At 69.5% G+C, this 18,398-nt stretch carries 16 protein-coding genes; 5 read left to right on the top strand and 11 right to left on the bottom strand.

All coding sequences use genetic code 11. The features are described 5' to 3' along the window. Positions 1-489, bottom strand: coding sequence for a component of SufBCD complex (locus tag ACE3UA_RS08020; RefSeq protein WP_374643897.1), 489 nt, complete (start codon positions 487-489; stop codon positions 1-3). 162 nt (positions 490-651) lie between these two features. Here ACE3UA_RS08020 and hemB point away from each other — a divergent pair, with 162 nt between their 5' ends. Beyond that, positions 652-1,653: a porphobilinogen synthase gene (gene hemB / locus ACE3UA_RS08015; protein ID WP_374643896.1), complete on the top strand. Its 1,002-nt coding sequence runs from the start codon at positions 652-654 to the stop codon at positions 1,651-1,653. Here the strand turns inward: hemB and ACE3UA_RS08010 are convergent. The 3 genes from ACE3UA_RS08010 to ACE3UA_RS08000 form a co-directional block, all read right to left on the bottom strand. Beyond that, positions 1,647-3,635 carry an ATP-binding protein gene (locus ACE3UA_RS08010; protein ID WP_374644087.1) on the bottom strand — a complete coding sequence of 663 codons (1,989 nt, stop codon included), beginning with the start codon at positions 3,633-3,635 and terminating at the stop codon, positions 1,647-1,649. The two genes, hemB and ACE3UA_RS08010, sit on opposite strands and share 7 nt — an antisense overlap. A 199-nt stretch (positions 3,636-3,834) precedes the next feature. Further along, positions 3,835-4,980 (bottom strand): RsmB/NOP family class I SAM-dependent RNA methyltransferase, encoded by a 1,146-nt coding sequence (locus ACE3UA_RS08005; RefSeq protein ID WP_374643895.1) that lies wholly within the window; start codon positions 4,978-4,980, stop codon positions 3,835-3,837. Further along, positions 4,977-5,687: a GntR family transcriptional regulator gene (locus ACE3UA_RS08000; RefSeq protein WP_374643894.1), complete on the bottom strand. Its 711-nt coding sequence runs from the start codon at positions 5,685-5,687 to the stop codon at positions 4,977-4,979. The genes ACE3UA_RS08005 and ACE3UA_RS08000 overlap by 4 nt, the downstream gene beginning before the upstream one ends. Positions 5,688-5,829: 142 nt before the next feature. Here ACE3UA_RS08000 and ACE3UA_RS07995 point away from each other — a divergent pair, with 142 nt between their 5' ends. Genes ACE3UA_RS07995 through ACE3UA_RS07985 form a run of 3 tightly spaced genes read left to right on the top strand, consistent with a single transcriptional unit; the run spans position 5,830 to position 9,003 of the window. Next, positions 5,830-6,711 (top strand): dihydrodipicolinate synthase family protein, encoded by an 882-nt coding sequence (locus ACE3UA_RS07995; RefSeq protein WP_374643893.1) that lies wholly within the window; start codon positions 5,830-5,832, stop codon positions 6,709-6,711. 32 nt (positions 6,712-6,743) lie between these two features. Then, on the top strand, positions 6,744-7,976 hold the full coding sequence (locus tag ACE3UA_RS07990; RefSeq protein ID WP_374643892.1) for an NAD(P)/FAD-dependent oxidoreductase: 1,233 nt from the start codon (positions 6,744-6,746) through the stop codon (positions 7,974-7,976). A 10-nt stretch (positions 7,977-7,986) separates the two neighbouring features. After that, positions 7,987-9,003, top strand: coding sequence for a proline racemase family protein (locus ACE3UA_RS07985; protein WP_374643891.1), 1,017 nt, complete (start codon positions 7,987-7,989; stop codon positions 9,001-9,003). A gap of 86 nt (positions 9,004-9,089) precedes the next feature. Here the strand turns inward: ACE3UA_RS07985 and guaB are convergent, their stop codons facing one another. Beyond that, positions 9,090-10,538, bottom strand: coding sequence for an IMP dehydrogenase (guaB, locus tag ACE3UA_RS07980; RefSeq protein ID WP_374643890.1), 1,449 nt, complete (start codon positions 10,536-10,538; stop codon positions 9,090-9,092). Between the two features lie 134 nt (positions 10,539-10,672). On the opposite strand from guaB, the gene ACE3UA_RS07975 reads away from it, so the two are divergent. After that, positions 10,673-11,371: a type 1 glutamine amidotransferase gene (locus ACE3UA_RS07975; protein ID WP_374643889.1), complete on the top strand. Its 699-nt coding sequence runs from the start codon at positions 10,673-10,675 to the stop codon at positions 11,369-11,371. Between the two features lie 66 nt (positions 11,372-11,437). Here the strand turns inward: ACE3UA_RS07975 and ACE3UA_RS07970 are convergent, their stop codons facing one another. The 6 genes from ACE3UA_RS07970 to ACE3UA_RS07945 all read right to left on the bottom strand — a co-directional run bounded on the left by ACE3UA_RS07970 (position 11,438) and on the right by ACE3UA_RS07945 (position 18,398). Next, entirely contained in the window at positions 11,438-12,445 is a 1,008-nt protein-coding gene (locus ACE3UA_RS07970; RefSeq protein WP_374643888.1) for a tellurium resistance protein, read from the bottom strand. A gap of 321 nt (positions 12,446-12,766) precedes the next feature. Further along, a complete protein-coding gene (locus tag ACE3UA_RS07965; protein WP_374643887.1) occupies positions 12,767-13,555 on the bottom strand; it encodes a phytanoyl-CoA dioxygenase family protein in 789 nt (262 codons plus the stop codon). Positions 13,556-13,596: 41 nt separating this feature from the next. Further along, entirely contained in the window at positions 13,597-14,367 is a 771-nt protein-coding gene (locus tag ACE3UA_RS07960; protein ID WP_374643886.1) for a GNAT family N-acetyltransferase, read from the bottom strand. A 157-nt stretch (positions 14,368-14,524) separates the two neighbouring features. After that, positions 14,525-15,610, bottom strand: coding sequence for an ABC transporter ATP-binding protein (locus ACE3UA_RS07955; protein WP_374643885.1), 1,086 nt, complete (start codon positions 15,608-15,610; stop codon positions 14,525-14,527). 11 nt (positions 15,611-15,621) lie between these two features. Further along, positions 15,622-17,265 carry an alpha-amylase family glycosyl hydrolase gene (locus ACE3UA_RS07950; protein ID WP_374643884.1) on the bottom strand — a complete coding sequence of 548 codons (1,644 nt, stop codon included), beginning with the start codon at positions 17,263-17,265 and terminating at the stop codon, positions 15,622-15,624. Then, positions 17,262-18,398 carry a carbohydrate ABC transporter permease gene (locus tag ACE3UA_RS07945; protein ID WP_374643883.1) on the bottom strand — a complete coding sequence of 379 codons (1,137 nt, stop codon included), beginning with the start codon at positions 18,396-18,398 and terminating at the stop codon, positions 17,262-17,264. Before ACE3UA_RS07945 ends, ACE3UA_RS07950 begins: the two co-directional genes overlap by 4 nt.

Below are 18,398 nucleotides of genomic sequence, written 5' to 3'. Positions count from 1 at the left end.
TCAGTGCAGGATGGAAACGCTCAGGTTCTGCCAGCTGCCATACATCGCCGTGACGAAGATCGCCACCATGCCGATGCCTTGCGTCCAGCGGCGGTGGATGGTCAGGCGGCGGCAGAGCGCCGCGCCCCGGTTCTCGCCGGCGGCGATCCGCCGGCTGGCGCGGATGCTCAGCCAGACGACAAGCGACATCGGAAAGGACAGAAGGAACAGCGCCTGGGCGAATTCCACGTCATACCAGAAGCCGAGCCCCGCCAGGACGGTCAGCCAGAAGCAGCCCAGGGCCGTCAGGACCAGCGCGCCCCGATCGACGATGTTCAAAAGCCGCCCGGCGTTGATCCGGGCCAGGTCCTCGACATCCTCCATCGCCTGCCCGCCCTCGCGCCTTGCGCGCTGGATCATGTCATGCGGGATTCCCAGCACCCAGTGGCTGGTCGAGGACCACATGACCGCCAGCGCGATCCAGAACCAGAGGTTCGAAAAGGACCGCATGTCGATGACTTCGAAAATCGTATCCAGAACGTCCACGAGTCGCGCCAGTCCCTTCCCTTGCCTGCCAGTGACATTCGCGCACTTGAGGCGATGACAATTCCATGGCAGGCAGAACCCGAAGTCGCAAGCCCTGCCTTGCCATCCCGCCAAAGGAGTCAGCCGATGCTGCCCGCCTCAGCCCCGTTTCCCCTCGCCCGGTTCCGCCGCACCCGCCGCACCGCCGCGCTGCGCGACCTCACGCAGGAGGTCCGGCTTTCCGTCAAGGACCTGATCTGGCCGGTCTTCGTCCGCGACGGCACCACTCTGCGCGAGCCCGTCGCCTCGATGCCGGGGGTGGAACGGCTTTCGGTCGATCTGGTGGTCGAGGCGGCGGCGACGGCGGCCGATCTCGGCATCCCGGCGATCTGCCTGTTTCCCTATACCGACCCGGCGAAGAAGACCGCCGACTGCCGCGAGGCCTGGAATCCCGAGAACCTCGCCAACCGGGCGATCCGGGCGATCAAGGCCCAGGTGCCGGAGATCGCGGTGATGACCGACGTCGCGCTCGATCCCTACAATGCGCATGGCCATGACGGGCTGGTGGTGGACGGGGTGATCCTGAACGACGAGACCGTCGAGGCGCTGGTCAGGATGGCGCTGGTGCAGGCCGAGGCGGGGGCGGACATCCTTGGCCCCTCGGACATGATGGACGGCCGGATCCTCGCCATGCGCCAGGCGCTGGAGGGGGCGGGGCACAAGGACGTCTCGATCCTTTCCTATGCCGCGAAATACGCCTCTGCCTTCTACGGCCCGTTCCGCGACGCGGTGGGGGCGACCGGGGCGCTGAAAGGCGACAAGAAGACCTACCAGATGAACCCCGCCAATCGCGACGAGGCCCTGCGCCTGGTGGCCCGCGACCTGGCCGAGGGCGCGGACATGGTCATGGTGAAGCCGGGGATGCCCTATCTCGACATCTGCGCGGCGGTGAAGCAGACCTTCGGCGCGCCGACCTTCGCCTATCAGGTCTCGGGCGAGTATGCGATGATCCGGGGCGCGGCGCTGAACGGCTGGATCGACGGCGAGAAGGCGATGGTCGAAAGCCTCCTGGCCTTCAAGCGCGCCGGTTGCGATGGCATCCTCACCTATTTCGCCCCCGAGGTCGCGCGGCTTCTGCGCCATCAGTGAAACTGGCCCTGCACGGTCTGGGTCAGCTCGTTCAGGCTGAAGGGCTTCGGCAGGAAGACCGAATTGGGGATGCGCGACTGGTCCTCGCTCAGCGCATCCTCGGCATAGCCCGAGACGAAGACCACCCGCACGTTCGGCCGCCGCTCGATCGCCTGCTTCACCCATGAGGGGCCGTCCAGCCCCGGCATCACCACATCGGTGACGAAGACATCGACCTCCAGCCGCGGGTCCTCCAGCGTCTTCAGCGCCTCCTCGGCATTCGCGGCCTCCAGCACCGTATAGCCCCGCAGCCGCAGCGCCCGGCTGGCGAAGGCGCGGACCGGGGCCTCGTCCTCGACCAGCAGCACCACCCCCTCGCCCTGGCGCGAGGGCAGGCGACGGACCTGGGCCTCGGGCGCAAGCTCGTGCTCGCCCCCGTCGCTGACCGGGAAGTAAAGCGTGAAGGTCGTGCCCACCCCCGGCACCGAATCGACGAAGATGAATCCGCCTGACTGCTTGACGATGCCATAGGCGGTCGAGAGGCCCAGCCCGGTCCCCTCGCCCAGGCGCTTGGTGGTGTAGAAGGGCTCGAAGATGTGCTGGATCTGCTCGGGCGCGATGCCGATGCCGGTGTCGCTTACCCGGATCACCGAGTAATCCCCCGCGGGAACCGAGGCGCGGTCGCGCTTCAGCGGCTCGGCCAGGGTGACCGGCTCGGTCTCGATGCGGATGCTGCCGCCATTCGGCATCGCGTCGCGGGCATTGACCACGAGGTTGATCAGCACCTGCTCGAACTGCCGCTTGTCGGCCCGGATCTCGCCCAGGACCTTGCCCAGTTCCTGCCCGCGATGGGCCAGCGTCAGGCCCACCCGCTCCACCACCAGCCGGTTCAGAAGATGGGTCAGGTCAGCCAGCACATCCTGCAGATCCAACCGCTCGGGCTTCAGCGTCTGCTTGCGCGAAAAGGCCAGAAGCTGCCCCACCAGCGCCGCCGCACGGTTGGCGTTCTGCCGGATCTGTTCCAGATCGGCATATTCCGGATCCTCCTGGCCATGGCGCAGCAGCAGAAGGTCGCAATGGCCCGAGATCGCGGTCAGGAGGTTGTTGAAATCATGCGCGATCCCGCCGGCCAGCTGGCCGATCGCCTGCATCTTCTGGCTCTGGTTGAATTGCGCCTCCAGCGTCTTCAGCCGCGTCGCGTCGTTCAGCACCGCCAGCGCGCCGACCCGACCGCCATCGACATAGCGCCGCAGGGTGACCTCCAGAAAACTTTCCTCGCCGGCCCGCCGCGCCCGCAGGACCTCGGCCCCGCCGGGATGGCGCCCGGCCGCCACATCGGCCAGCCAGTCCGAGACCGGGCGGCCCAGCCCCTCGAAGATGTCGTGGAACATGGCCGCGCGCAGTTCGCCCTGCCACATCAGGTCGCGCGCGGCCCGGTTGGCCACCCGCAAGACCCCGTCCGGCCCGAAGACCATCAGCGCCACCGGCACATCCTCAAGATCCGTGCCGCCGCATTTCGGCCGCTCCACCGGCTCGGTCAGGTTCAGGATCGTCGGCGCCTCGCCGAAACGGTCGATCCGCCAGAAGAAGTGGCCTGCACCCGACAGGTGCACGCCGATCCGCAACGCGCCGTCCCGCGCCGCGATGTCCTGCCGCGCCGCGCCCTCGGCCTCGGCCCGCTTCTGCAGCCGGTAAAGCAGCGCCGCCGGATCCACCACCCGGTTGCCCAGCACCGCCAGCAGGCTGTGCGCATCCGGGCCATAGGCCGCCTCGGCCGCCTGGTTGCGAAACAGGAGCACGCCCTCGGCATCGGTCATGAAACAGGGGGCGGCATCGTCGGCGACCAGGCTGAAGGCGCGCATGCGCTCGGCCCGGCTGTCGGAGGTCTGCTGCCAGATCACCGCGCCCACGACCAGGCTTGCCAGCGTCAGCGTAAGCCCGATCAGCGCCAGCCCGCCACTCTCGCCCGGCGCCGAGAAGCCCGCGACCGCGATCAGCGCCAACCCCGAGGCGACCAGCACGGCCAGGCTTCCGGCCGTCCACTGGCCCAGCCGCCGAAATTCCCCCACCTGCGCCTCCACCACTTACCTCTCGCCGTCCTGCCCCGCGACAATCGGCGAAAACGGGTTAACCAAAGCTTAACAAGAGCCTGACCGGAGCATGGTGAGTGGCGGGTTTCCCGTCAAGGCTGTGACGGCAGCGTCAGGATCGCCGGAAAAGCGCCAGATGGAAGCCGTCGCCCCCCTCCAGGGGGGTGAACGACCGTTCCGCCTCCAGCCGCCAGCCGGGATGCCGTTCCAGGAAAGCCTGCGCCTGATCGCCGTTCTCCACCCGCAGCAGCGAGCAGGTGGCATAGCCAAGCCACCCCCCCGGCGCGACCATCGGCGCGACCCGGTCCAGGATCGCCGCCTGGATCCCCACCAGCTCCGCCAGCCGCGCCGGCGTCAGCCGCCACTTGCCCTCGGGATCGCGCCGCCAGCTGCCCGAGCCGGAACAGGGCGCATCGACCAGCGCCAGATCGTAAGGCGCGCTCGCCTCGGGCCGCTCGGTCAGCGTCACCTTCACCCCGGCCCGCTGCGCCCGTTCGGGCAGGTCGGCCATCCGCCTTGGCGCGGCATCATGCGCCCAAAGCCGCAGCTTCGCCCGCGCCGCCATCGCCAGCGTCTTGCCACCGCCGCCGGCGCAATGGTCGAGCACCCGCATCCCCTCCGCCAGCGGCAGCGCCGCCACCACGGCCTGCGAGGAGGCATCCTGCAACTCGACCAGCCCGGTCCGGTAGGCCTCCGACGCCTGCACCCGGCGCGCGCCCTCCACCACCTCCAGCGAGGTGTCGGCCAGAGGGTGCGGGCGGGTCAAGATGCCCTCCCCCGCCAGCGCCGCCTGCGCCCCGACCAGCGTCCCTCGCGCAAGCTTCACCCGAAGGAACACCGGCGCCCGCGCCCGCAAGGCCTCGGCCACCGGGGCCAGCCTCTCGCCCAGCGACCGTTCCAGCTCGGGCACAAGCCAGTCCGGCAGATCCAGCACCTCGGCCCCCACGGGCGCCCGGCCCGCCTCGCTCGCCGCGGGCGGCGCGGGTGCATGGCCCTCGCCCGAGAACAGGGCCTCCTGCCCGCTGGCGCGCATTAGGCCCAGCACCAGCCCGCGCCCCGTCTCGCCCCCGCCAAGCGCCGCCGCCGAGCGTCGCTGCCGCAGCGCGTCATAGACCAGATCCCGCACCGCCGCCCGGTCCCCCGACCCCGCGAAGCGGCTGGCCCGGCCCCAGTTGGTCAGCGCCTTCTCGGCCGCCTCGCCCGCCAGCACCCGGTCCAGCACCCCGATCGCCGCAGCGGCCCGCGCCCCCGGCGTCATGCCCCCGCCCCCAGCGGCACGGCCTGCAGATGGTTCTCCTGCATGAAGCGCAGGAAATTGTCGCGGAACTGACGGGTATGGGAATGCGCCAGCGCATCGGCCCGGTCCGAGTCGCGGTCGCGGATCGCCTCCAGCATCAGTCGATGCTCGTCGGTCAGCAGATAGCCGTCGTTCGTCCGCTCCAGATAGTCGAAATGCAGGTGCAGCATCCGCCGCCCCTGATCCAGAAGCCGCTCGTAGAACGCCGCCAGATAGGGGTTCCGCCCCGCCACCGCGATGGCCATGTGGAAGGCCTTGTTCGCCCCCGACATCGCCAGATGGTCGCCCGTCGCCACCGCCGCCTCGAACTCCGCCTGCCGCGCCGCGATGGCCTGCAGGTCGGCCTCGGACCGCAGTTCCGCCGCCAGCCGGGTGTTCATCCGTTGCGCCACGTCCAGCGCCTCGACATATTTCGGAAAGGCCTGCACGTCGATCGGCGCCACGATGGTCGAGCGGTTGGGCAGCATCACCACCAGATCCTCGCCCGCCAGCCGGATCAGCGCCTCGCGCACCGGCGAGCGCGACATGGCGAACCGCTCCGCCAGCGTCGTCTCGTCCAGAAGCTGCCCCGGTTGCAGCACCAGCGACAGGATCTCGTGCCTGAGCGTGTCGTAGCACAGCCGCGACCCCGTTCCCCGCACCCGCCTGCCTTCGCCGTCCTCGTCCATCGCCCGCTCCTTCGCCTTGCGCCCTGCCTAGACCCCGGCGCCGATCTTGTCGACAGATTGTTCTTCTTGACCTGTCGGCAGAGTGTCGGCAGAATCCTGTCGACAACCTGACGACATATCGATTCCCTGAAGGAGGCTCCGAATGAAACTGTCCGGCGTGATGCCTGCACTCGTCACCCCCTTCGATGCCGGGGGGAAGATCGACTTCGCCGCTTTCGAGCGCCACCTGACCATGCTGCGCGCGGCGGGCGTTTCGGGCTGGGTGCCCTGCGGCTCATCCGGCGAATACAACCTGATGAACGATGACGAGCGTGACCAGGTTCTGCGTTTCGTCAAGGATTTCGCCAGGCCGGGCGAGACGCTGATCGCCGGAACCAACGCGCCCTCGACCGCCGGGGTGATCGCGAACACCCGTCGGGCCCGGGAGATGGGCTACCACGCCGTCCTCCTTGCCGTGCCCTTCTACACCAAGCCGACTCAGGCCGAGATCATCCGCCATTTCAACGCGGTGATCGACGCCACGGAGATGAACATCGTCCTCTATTCCTACCCCGGCAAGGACGGGGTGGAGATCGAATACGAGGCGCTGGATGCCCTGGCCGACAATCCGCGCGTGATCGGGATCAAGGAAAGCTCGGGCGTGATGCAGCGGGCCATCGGCATCTCCACGCGCTATGCGGGGCGCATCCAGCTCGTCTCCGGCTCGGACGACATCGCCTGGGACTTCATGCACTGGGGTGCGGACAGCTGGATCTGCGGCCCGGCCAACTGCATGGCCAGGCCGGTCTGCGAGATGGATGCGGCCTTCCGGGCGGGCGACCACGCCCGCGCGAAAGAGATCATGCAGGCGCTCTGGCCGGCGATGAACGTGCTGGAATCCGGCAAGTTCGTGCAGAAGCTGAAATATGGCTGCGAGTTGCAGGGCAATCCCGTCGGCGACTGCCGCATGCCCTTCGGCCCGCTGACCGAGGCCGAGAAGGCCGAGTTCGCCGCCGCGATGCAGCCGATCCTGAACTGGAGATAGACCATGGTCACGCTGGCCGGAGCGAACAGGCCATGACGACCGTCGTCGTCGGGGCGGGCATCATCGGCACCGCCATCGCGCACGACCTGCGCAAGCGCGGCCGTCAGGTCGTCCTCCTCGACCGCGACGCGCCCGGCAAGGGCGCCTCCTTCGGCAACATGGCCAGCATCGCCGTGACCGAGTTCATGCCGGCCTCGCGCCCCTCGGTCTGGAAGCAGATCCCCGGCTGGATGCTCGATCCCGAAGGCCCGGTGCGGGTGCGCCCCGGCTACATGCCGAAGCTGGTGCCCTGGTTCCTGCGCTTCATCGCCGCCTCGCGGCCCACGAAGCTGCGGGAGCTGGAGGCGCAGGGCGCCGCCCTCTGCGCCCGCGCGCTGGACGATACGCTGGACCTCTTGCGCGAGACCGGGCTCTCGGACCAGATCAGCCAGCAGGGCTGTCTCTCCCTCTACACCGACGAGGCCGAGTTCAAGGCCGACCGCGACCATATCGAGATCCTCGAACGCTTCGGTTTCCCGCATGAGGTCATCGGCCGGCAGGCGATCAAGGCGCTGGAGCCGGAACTGTCGGAGCGGATCGGCCTCGCCGTCCTCTTCCCGCAGAACCGCTCGCTGAAGGACCCCTACAGGCTGGTCCTCGCCCTCGCCGACCGCTTCACCGCGCTTGGCGGGCGGATCGAACGTGGCGAGGTCACCGGCTTCACCCGCTCCGAGCGCATCCGCGAGGTGGTGCTGGCGGATGGCCGCCGCCTGCCCGCCGACGAGGTGGTGATCGCCGCCGGGGCCTTCTCGGCCCGGCTGGCCGGCGCCTTGGGCGAGCCGATCCCGCTCGAGACCGAGCGCGGCTACCATACCCAGATCATGGCCCCCGGCATCACGATGAGGCATTCGATCATCTGGCCCGCCCGTGCCTTCATGGTGACGCCCACCGCAGGCGGCATCCGCGTCGGCGGCACGGTCGAGATGGCGGGCCTCGACGCAGCCCCCGACTACCGCCGCGCGAGGATCACCGTGAAGCGCGCGAAGGAAGCCCTGCCCAACCTGGCATGCGAGGACTTCACCGAATGGATGGGCCACCGCCCGGCCCTGCCCGACACCGTGCCGATCCTTTCCGCGAGCGCCCGCACGCCGGGCCTGTTCTACGCCACCGGACACGGGCATCTTGGCGTCACCCATGCCGCCACCACCGCCCGGCTGATGGGAGAGCTGATCACCGGCGCGAAGCCCGCCGTCGATCTCGCGCCCTACCGGGTCAACAGGTTCTGAGGGGGAGAGAATGCGTTTCAGCCGCACGATCCAGACCGTCGACGTCCATTGCGAAGGCGAGATCGGCCGCGTCATCACCGGGGGCGTGCTGAACATCCCCGGCGCGACCATGGCCGAGAAGCTGGCCCACCTGAACCGGGTCGACGACACGCTGCGCCGCTGGCTCTGCTCGGAACCGCGCTCGGGCCCGGCTGGGTCCTTCTGCCTCCTGACCCCCGCCTGCGACCCGGCGGCCGATGTGGGCTTCATCGTGCTGCAGCCCGACCAGGCGCATGCCATGTCCGGCTCGAACGCGATGTGCGCCACCACCGCGCTTCTGGAAACCGGAATGCTGCCGATGGCCGAGCCGGAAAGCCAGGTCACCTTCGACACCGCCGCCGGGCTGGTGCGGGCCACCGCCACCTGCCAGGGCGGCAAGGTGGTCAAGGTCACGCTCGACATGCCGCCTGCCTTCGTCGCGAAACAAGGTGCGGTGATCGACACGCCCGAATGGGGCGCCGTGCCCTATGACCTCTGCTTCGGCGGCGTCTTCTATGCCTTGATCGACGCGGACCGCATCGGCCTGGCCATCGCGCCGGAAAACGCCCGCCAGCTTGCCACCATCGGGGTCGAGCTGCGCAACCGCATCGCCGCGGTCGAACCCGCGCTCCACCCGACCACTCCGGCGCTGAACGGCCTCTCCTATGTCATGTTCCGCGCCGAGGAGCCCGACGGCGCCCTGCGCACCTGCACCACGCTGCGCCCCGGCCGCGCCGACCGCTCGCCCTGCGGCACCGGATCGAATTCCAACATGGCCACCCGCCACGCCCGCGGCCTGGCGCAACCCGGCGACAAGGTGATCTCGCGTTCGATCATCGGCGGCGAGTTCGTGACGGAATTCGTCGAGGAAACCCGCGTCGGCCCCTACAAGGCCACCCGCAACCGCGTCTCGGGCCAGGGCTGGATCTACGGCATCAGCCAGATCGGCCTCGATCCGACCGACCCCTTCCCCCTGGGCTTCACCCTCTCGGACACCTGGGGCGGCTAGGCAGCCTGCGGGCCGGGCTTGACGAGATCCTCGCCGGGCCCAAGGCCAGCGGCCAGAGCGGGCCTGCCGCCCGGGCAGGCTCCCGCTCAGCCGATGCGGTAGTTCGGGCTTTCGCGCGTGATCTGCACGTCATGGACATGGCTTTCCTTCAGCCCCGCCCCGGTGATCCGCACGAACTGGCAACGGCTGCGCATCTCGGCCACCGTCGCGCAGCCGGTATAGCCCATCGCCGCGCGCAGGCCGCCGACCATCTGGTGGATAACCGCCGCCGCGCTGCCCTTGTAGGGCACCTGCCCCTCGATCCCTTCCGGCACCAGCTTGTCGGACGCCGCATCCTTCTGGAAATAGCGGTCGGCCGAGCCCCGCGCCATGGCGCCAAGGCTGCCCATGCCGCGATAGGCCTTGAACGACCGCCCCTGCCACAGGATCACCTCGCCGGGGGATTCATCCGTGCCCGCGATCGCACTGCCCACCATCGCGCAGGACGCCCCCGCCGCGATCGCCTTGGCGAAATCGCCCGAGAACTTGATCCCGCCATCCGCGATCACCGGCACATCGCCCGCCGCGCGGGCCGAATCCATGATCGCCGTCAGCTGCGGCACGCCCACGCCCGCCACGATCCGCGTCGTGCAGATGCTGCCCGGCCCGATCCCCACCTTCACCGCATCCGCGCCCGCCCCGATCAGCGCCCGCGTCGCCTCGGCCGTGGCGACGTTACCCGCCACCACCTGCACCGTGTTCGACAGCTTCTTGATCCGCTCGACCGCCTTCGCGACCCCTTCGCTGTGGCCATGCGCCGTGTCGATCACCACCAGATCCACGCCCGCGTCGATCAGCGCCTGCGACCGCTCGAACCCCGCATCCCCCACGGTCGAGGCCGCCGCCACGCGCAGCCGCCCCATCTCATCCTTGCAGGCATTGGGGTTCAGCACCGATTTCTCGGTATCCTTCAGCGTAAGAAGCCCCGTCAGCTTGCCCCGCCCGTCGGTCACCAGAAGCTTTTCGATCCGCCGCGCCTTCATCAGCGAAATCGCCTCGGCCCGGTCCACCGGCTCGCGCAGCATCGCCAGGTTCTCGCCGGTCATCATCACCCGCACCGGGGTCTTGTCGTCGCTGGCAAAGCGCATGTCGCGGTTGGTCACGATCCCCAGGACCCGGCCCACCTCGTCCACCACCGGAAAGCCGGTGACCGAGTAGCGTTCCATCAGCACCTTGGCATCCGCCAGCGTCTGGTCCGGCGTCAGCGTGATCGGCTGGTAGACCACGCCGCTCTCGAACCGCTTCACCCGGCTGACTTCCCGCGCCTGCGCCTCGGGGTCGAGGTTGCGGTGGATCACCCCGATCCCCCCCGCCTGCGCCATCGCGATCGCCATCCGGCCTTCGGTGACCGTATCCATCGCGGACGACAACAGCGGGATGTTCATCCGGATCGCCTTCGTCACGAAGGTCGAGGTATCCGCATCCGACGGCAGGACGCTCGATGCGCCGGGCACCAGAAGCACGTCGTCAAAGGTGAGAGCCTCACGAATCTCCATGGGTTTTCCCTCCGGGAGCAAGCATCGTTTGGCGGTTCCCCATTTCACGCCCCGCGCTTGTGCGCAAGGGCAAATCCTCCCCTTGCACGCACCCGCGCCCCATGCAGATTACCCCCGTCAGCCCGAGGGATCCCATGCGCGTCGCCATCATCGAGAACACAAGGATCACCCACCACGGCCAGCTCGGCGTCGCGCTGCACGAGGCGGCGGCGCTGATCGACCTGTGGAAACCCTGGTCCGGCCAGCCGCTGCCCGACAGGATCGAGGCCGACGCCCTTGTCGTCTTCGGCGGCGAGCAGGCCGCGACCGACGACCATACCCATCCCTACCTGCCTCGGCTCGCCGACCTCATGGCTGCCTTCAGCCAGGCCGACAAGCCGGTCCTCGGCATCTGCCTCGGCTCCCAGCTCCTCGCCCGCGCCTTCGGCGGCGAGAACCACCTCGGCATCGCGCCCGAATTCGGCTGGACCGACGTCACCCTGACCGGGGCCGGGCGCGCCGACCCGGTCCTCTCCGCCGTGCCGGAGACCTTCCCGATCTTCCAGTGGCATTCGGACACCTTCACCCTGCCCCAGGGCGCGGTGCATCTTGCGACCAGCCGGGTGGCGCCGCATCAGGCCTTCCGCCTCGGCCGCGCGACCTATGGCACCCAGTTCCATTTCGAGGCCAGCCGCTCCGTGGTCCGCGACTGGTCGCGCACCTTCCCGGACCTCGTCGAGAAGACCTCCCCCGGCTGGGCCAGCCGCCACGACGCGCTGGCCGCCACCCGCGGCGCGCAAGCCGACGCCCACGGCCTCGCCCTCGCCCGCGCCTGGGTCGGCCTGATCGCCTGACCGCCCCCGTTCCTCTTGGGACGAACGCTCCGGGGTCCGGGGGTGACCCCCCCGGCGGCCGGCCCCTCAGGCCTCGGCCGCGTTCGTCGCCGCCGCCAACCTGCCGCCCGGCCAGCGTTTCAACACCCACCAGGTGATCAGCGGAATGACCACCAACACCAAAGCGGTCAGCAGGACCCCCGGCCAGAACCAGACCCCGCCATTGACCATCAGCGCCGTCGCAAGCGCGGCAAGCGGAAAGGTGAAGGCGCCCCAGAAGGCCGAGACCCCCGCCGCCAGAAGCCAGCGCCCCGCGACCACGAGCAGGATGGCATAGACCACGCCAAGCCCGGCGAAGACGAAGCCGAGTTCCGGCTTGGCCAGCAGGCCCGCGACCGATCCGAGCAGCGCCGCCGGGGCCAGATGGATCGCCAGCAACGGCCGCAGCGGTGCCGGCGGCGCGGCGGCCAGGAACTGCCGCAGGCTCAGCGCCCAGATCGCGGCCGCGATGGGCAGGGCCACCCAGAACAAAGCCTCCGCCAGCCAGCCCCAGCCGACCGCCAGCGCCGGCGCGGCGCCCACGATGATGCCCACCAGGCTCAGGTGCAGCGTCGGGTTCACCGCCCGCGCCTCGGGCGGCAGGCCCAGCAGAAGGCGCAGAAGGAGGATGGCCAGCACCCCGTGGCACACCAGCGCCAGCACCAGGAGGACCGCCGCCGCCGGTATGCTGTAGGCCGCGACCAGCCCCGCCGCGACCATGCCCCCCATCGTCGACGCCGCCAGCCCCGAGCGTCCCGGCAGGGTCCGCAGCTCCTCCACGACCACCCCCGGCCGCCGCACGAGCTTCATGCCATAGGCGAAAGCCGCAAAGGCCCAGAGCGCCACGGCAACCCCCGCCAGCAGGTCCCCCGGCCCCGGATCCCGGCCCAGCCGCCCCAGCGCCAGCCGCACCGCGAGCGCAAGGCCCAGCAGCCCCAGGATCGAAGGAAAGACCGCCGGCGGCATCCGCGCGAACAGCGCCGGGCGGCGCGGCGGGAACTCGGGCGGCGGATAGCGTTTCGGCCGGGCTTCGGCGCGGAATTCGGGCTGGGTCATGCGGGCATCTCCTGCCGCCTTCATAGCAACCACCCGGCAGCGGCGACAGCCCCCCTTCTGCCGACCCCGCACCCGGCAAAAGGGTCAGAGCCTCCGGCGGGGATATTTTAACCAGTATGAAAGGAATCGGGTCCAGACTGGAGTCACGGTACAGGCGGGGACGCCGATGACCGTCCAGTGTGAAAGGCCCCCCGCCTCCCCCCGCAAGACGGGCCCGCGGCGGGGGGTCAGCGCCACCTCGCGCTTTCATACTGGCTAAAATATCCCCGCCGGAGGCTCCCGCAGGATCCACCCGCGCAACTTTGGCAGTTGCGCGCCGCCTCAGCCCGCCCGCAGCACCGGGAACCAGTCCTCGCGCAGCCGCTCGCCGGGCTGCATCCCATGCCCCGGAAACGGCGGCGAGGTCGGCCCCGGCCGCTCGACATAGCGCGCATCCTCGCCCACCAGCCGCAAGGAAAAGGCCCGCCGCCGCGTCGCCGCAGTGTTGCCGCGCGCGCCATGCAGGGTGCGGAAGTTGAAGGCCACCGCATCCCCCGGCTCCATCTCCCATTCCAGGATGCGCATCCCCTCGGCCTCCGGGTCCGGGACGGCCATGTAGTCGTCCTCGCCGGGATAGAAGTTCGTCTCCGACATCCAGCGCGTCGGCAGCACGTCCTTCTCCCACAGGTGCGAACCCGCGACGCAGCGCAGCGCCGCCTCCTTCACCGGGTCCATCGGCGACCAGAAGCTGACCGTCTGCCTGCCCTCGACGAAGTAATACGGCCCGTCGGTATGCCAGGGCGTCGGCTTCGTCGTGCCCGGCTCCTTCACCAGCACATGGTCGTGGAACATCTGCACCCGGTCCGAGCCCATCAGCCTGGCCGCCACCTCGGCCACGCCGGACTGCCGGATCACCGCCGCGAATTCGGGGACCTTCTGCCAGTTGCAGTAGTCGTCGAAGAAATAGCCCGGCTCGCCCGGCTTCAGCGTCGCCATCTGATGCGTCGGCGCCGCCATGTTGCGCGCGATCCCGGCCCGCAGCATCTCGACCCAGTCGGCCCACAGGCCCTTGACCAGCACCACCCCGTCGCGCTGGTAGGCCGCGACCATCTCTTCCGTCACCGTGACCATGGCGCTCTCCCGTTTAGCGCCACCCTGCCCCGGCCAGCGCCTCACGGCAAGACCAGGCAGGTCGCCCCCAGCCGCTTCAGTGCGGCCCCGGTCCCCAGCTTGAACCGCGCCAGCCCCGGCGCGGCCCCGGTATCCACCGTCCCGAGGTCAAGCCAGCGCACCCCCTCCGCCGCCAGCGCCTCGGCCGCGCGCAGCAGCATCACCCCGTGCACCCCCGCCGCCCGCCCTTCCGGCGAAGTCCAGCCGAGGTGATAGCTGGCCGACTGCCCCTGCACCACGAAGGCCATCGCCGCGCCGCCCTGCCAGTCCCAGATCCGCAGCGCCGCCGGATCAAGCGCAAGCGTGAAGGCCGCGGGCAGCGCACGATAGCCACGCGCGCGGCGCTGGGCCGCCTCGGCCGCGACCAGCCGCTCCAGCGCCGCCCGCCCGGCGCGCCCGACCCTGACCGCGGCCTCGGCCCGGACCAGCCGGTTGCGCCACTTGCCCGCCAGCCCCGCGCGCAGGTCGCCGGACAGATCCCAAAGCGCATGGTGCAGCGGCGTCACCAGCGGCACCAGACCGAAGCCCGCCACCTCCTCCCCGGCGGTGACCAGCGTCACCCCCGGCCAGCGCGCCAGCCGCCGGATCGCGCGGTGCCGCTCGGCTGGCGCGGGCTCGCCCTCCCAGACCGGCCCGCGTGAGACCAGCCGCAGCGGCCCGCGCTCCACCGCCAGCGCGCGGCCGCAGCCAAGCTCAAGCCAGCGGGTCCGCGCGCCGCAGGCCGATGCCGCCGCCGCATAGGCCGCGCTTTGCTGCAAAGGTTCGAATCCCATGGCGGCCATTAACGGGCGGGAAAGCTTGCCATGCCCTTAATGCGGGCATGAAACACCTCTCCCGCATCCCTGCGCCCTCGCCACGCTACACCCTCTGGGTGCCGCTGCTTGTTGCCTTCGGCCTTTGCCTTTCCTGGCTCGGCCTCGTGGCCCTCGTTCAACGGTAGAGAAGCGACCTGCCCCCGGCGAAAAGGTGCACCTTCGCCGGGTCCGCCGTCAGCCGCACCGGCCGGTGACGCAGCCCGGCCCGGATGCCGGGCAGCTTGGCCACCACCGCAGCCCGCTCGCCCTTCTTGCGAAAATGCAGCAGCGTCACCTCCCCCAGCGCCTCGGTGACCGCGACCTCGCCCGCATGGATCGCCTCGCCCTCCGTCACTTGGAAATCCTCGGGCCGCACGCCGACATTCACCTTCAGCCCCAGATCCGCCGCCGCCGTCGGCACCGCCGAGCGCGCGATCCCGCCACCTTCCAGCCGCACCGTGGTCTCGGCCCCGGTGGCGGCCACCTCGCCGGGTAGAAGGTTCATCGCCGGGCTGCCGATGAATTGCGCCACGAACTCGGTCTCGGGCCGCTGGTAAAGCTCCAGCGGGCTGCCCACCTGCGCGATTCCGCCGTCGGCCAGCACCACGATCCGGCTGGCCAGTGTCATCGCCTCGACCTGATCATGCGTCACATAAATCATCGTCGACTGCGGCATAGCCTCCTTCAGCTGCGCGATCTCGATCCGCGTCGCCACCCGCAGCGCGGCATCCAGGTTCGAGAGCGGCTCGTCGAAGAGATAGACCTTCGGGTCGCGCACGATCGCCCGTCCGATCGCCACCCGCTGCCGCTGCCCGCCCGACAGCGCCTTGGGCAGCCGGTCCAGATAGGGTGTCAGCTGCAGGATCCGTGCGGCCCGCTCCACCGCCGCCGCGATCTCGGCCCGGGGCTTCTTCGCCAGAGACAAGGCAAAGCCCATGTTGTCGCGCACCGTCATGTGCGGATAAAGCGCATAGGACTGGAACACCATGGCAATGCCGCGCTGCGCCGGGGGGACATCGTTCATCCGCGTCCCGTCGATCAGAAGATCGCCGCCGCTGATCCGCTCCAGCCCCGCGATCATCCGCAAGAGCGTGGACTTGCCGCAGCCCGAGGGGCCGACGAAGACGATCAGCTCGCCCGTCCTGATGTCAAGGTCGATGTCCTGCAACACCCGGATCTCGCCATAGGATTTGGCGACCTTCCTCAGGACCAGATCGGCCATCCTGTCCCCCCCTATACCCGCTTTGCCAGCACGACACCCCAGGGCGGCAGGCTGGCCCGCCCGCCGCTGGCACCCTCGCTGCCCAGTTCCGCCCCGATCCGCAGCCAGTCGCCGGGCGGCAGCGCGACCTCGGCCACCGCATTGCCCAGATTGAAGCCGCAGAACAGCTCCTCCGCGCCGCGACGCAGGAAGCTTGCCACCTCTCCCTCAGCCCGGATCTCCTCCATCGCGCCGGTCCGCAGCACCGGATGCGCCCGGCGGAAGGCCAGCGCCCGGCGGTAATGCGCAAGGGTCGAGGCCCCGTCCCGCTCTTGCGCCGCGACCGAGAGCGGCAGATGCGGCGGCTTGACCGGCAACCAGGGCCGACCCTGGCTGAAGCCGCCATTTCCATTGTCCGTCACCCAGACCATCGGCGTCCGCGCGCCATCGCGGCCCCTGAACTCGGGCCAGAAGCGGATGCCATAGGGATCGCGCAATTCCGCAAGGCTCAGCTCCGCCTCGGGCAGGCCCAGCTCCTCACCCTGGTAAAGGCAGATCGAGCCGCGCAGGCACACCAGCAGCGTGGCATAGGTCCGCGCCGCCGCTGCCGTCAGGCTCCAGCGCGTGACATGGCGCACCGTGTCATGGTTCGAGAACGACCAGCAGGGCCAGGCATCGGGTGCCGCCGCGCGCATCCGGGCAAAGGTCTCCTGCAGCCGGGGCGCGGTCAGCCTTGCGGGTTGCAGCATCTCGAACGGATAGCACATCTGCACCTTGTCGCCGCCCGAGGTATATTCCGCCATGATCTCCAGCCCGCGCTGGGCATCACCGACCTCGCCCACGGCGGCGGCACCGAAAGGATCAAGCACCGCGCGGAATTTCCGCAGGAATTCAAGGTTTTCCGGCTGGTTCTTGTCGTGTAGGTGGCGCTGGTGGTTATAGGGATTCACCCCCGGAGCGATACTGTCATTGCGCTCCTCCTTCGGCAGGGGCGGGTTGTCACGCAGAAGCAGGTCGGCGAAATAGAAGTTGATCGTATCCAGCCGGAACCCGTCCACCCCCCGCTTCAGCCAGAACCGCGCCACGTCCAGAAGCGCCGCCTGCACGGGTTCATGGTGGAAGTTCAGGTCGGGCTGGCTGGCCAGGAAGTTGTGCAGGTAATACTGCTCGCGCCTCGGGTCCCAGTCCCAGGCCGGGCCGCCGAAGATCGACAGCCAGTTGTTCGGCGGTGTCCCGTCGGGTTTCGGATCCGCCCAGACATACCAGTCCGCGCGCGGATTGCTGCGGTCCTGCCGGCTTTCGCGGAACCAGGGATGCTGGTCCGAACTGTGGCTGAGGACGAGGTCGATCATCACCCGCAGCCCCAGCCCATGCGCCCGCGCCACCAGCGCGTCGAAATCGGCAAGGCTCCCGAACAGCGGATCGACGCCGCAATGATCGCTCACGTCATAGCCGAAATCCTGCATCGGGCTGGTGAAGAACGGGCTGATCCAGATCGCATCCGCCCCCAGCTTCGCCACATGGTCCAGCCGCGCGGTGATCCCGGCCAGATCGCCCACCCCGTCGCCATCGCTGTCCTGGAAACTGCGCGGATAGATCTGGTAGATCACCGCGCCGCGCCACCAGTCCGGGTCCGCCGCCAGCACCATCCGCCCCTTGCCTTTCGTCCTAGTCATTTCACCGACCCCGCCAGCAGCCCGCGCACCAGAAAGCGCTGCATCGAGAAGAACACCACCAGGGGCACCGCGATCGAGACGAAGGCCGAGGCGCTCAGGATCTCCCAGTCGCCACCCCGGCTGCCCATCAGGTTCACGATGTTCCCGGTCAGCACCTGCTGGTCGTTGCCCGTCCCCAGGAACACCAGCGCCACCAGAAGGTCGTTCCAGGTCCAGAGGAACTGGAAGATCGCGAAACTCGCCAGCGCCGGAAAGGACAGCGGCAGGACGATCCGCGTGAAGATCTGGAACTCGGTCGCCCCGTCCACCCGCGCGTTCTCGATGATGTCGCGCGGCAGGCCGACCATGTAGTTGCGCAGAAGATAGATCGCCAGCGGCAGGCCGAACCCGGTATGGGCCAGCCAGATCCCCAGATAGCCCTTGCCGATCCCCAGCGCGTTATGGACCTGCAACAGCGGGATCAGCGCCAGCTGCAGCGGCACCACCAGCAGCCCGACCACCGCCGCCACCAGCAGCGCCCGGCCCGGAAATTCCATCCAGGCCAGGGCATAGGCCGCAAAGGCCGCGACCAGGATCGGGATGACCGTCGCCGGGATCGCCACCGTCGCGGTGTTCAGGAAGGCCTGCAGGATCGACTGCCCGGCCATCGGGCTGAACAGCACCATCCGGTAGTTCGCCAGCGTGAACTCGGGCGGGGTCGCCGCCGTGGTGAAGATGCGCGGCAGCCGCGTCCCCTCGGTCGTCCTGGCCGAGGTCAGGACATAGAAGCCATCCTCCTCCACCCTCAGGCCCATCCCCGCGCCCAGGTCCGCCGTCGCCCCCGGCGCATAGGCCGCCGGCTCGCGCGACGAGGTGCCCCAGGCGCTCACCCGCGCCGCGCCCGCGAACAGCCGCCCCTCGATCACGAAGACCCCGTCCTTCTCGACCTCCTCGCCCGCCACCCGGATCGGCGACAGCTGGCTCTCCTGCGTGAACGGCGCCTGCCACCAGCCCGAGCCGGTGATCTGGTCCCCCGACCGGAAGGACGAGACCAGAAGCCCCAGCGTCGGGATCACCCAGAGCAGGACCAACAGCCCCACCGAAAGATGCACGGCCCAGGTCAGCGCGGGTTTCCTGCCGGCGACATAGGTCAT

Source organism: Tabrizicola sp., from assembly GCF_041919135.1.
Lineage (GTDB): Bacteria > Pseudomonadota > Alphaproteobacteria > Rhodobacterales > Rhodobacteraceae > Tabrizicola.
Note: the sequence above shows the minus strand (reverse complement) of the source record. Positions and strands in the feature narration are given on the sequence as shown.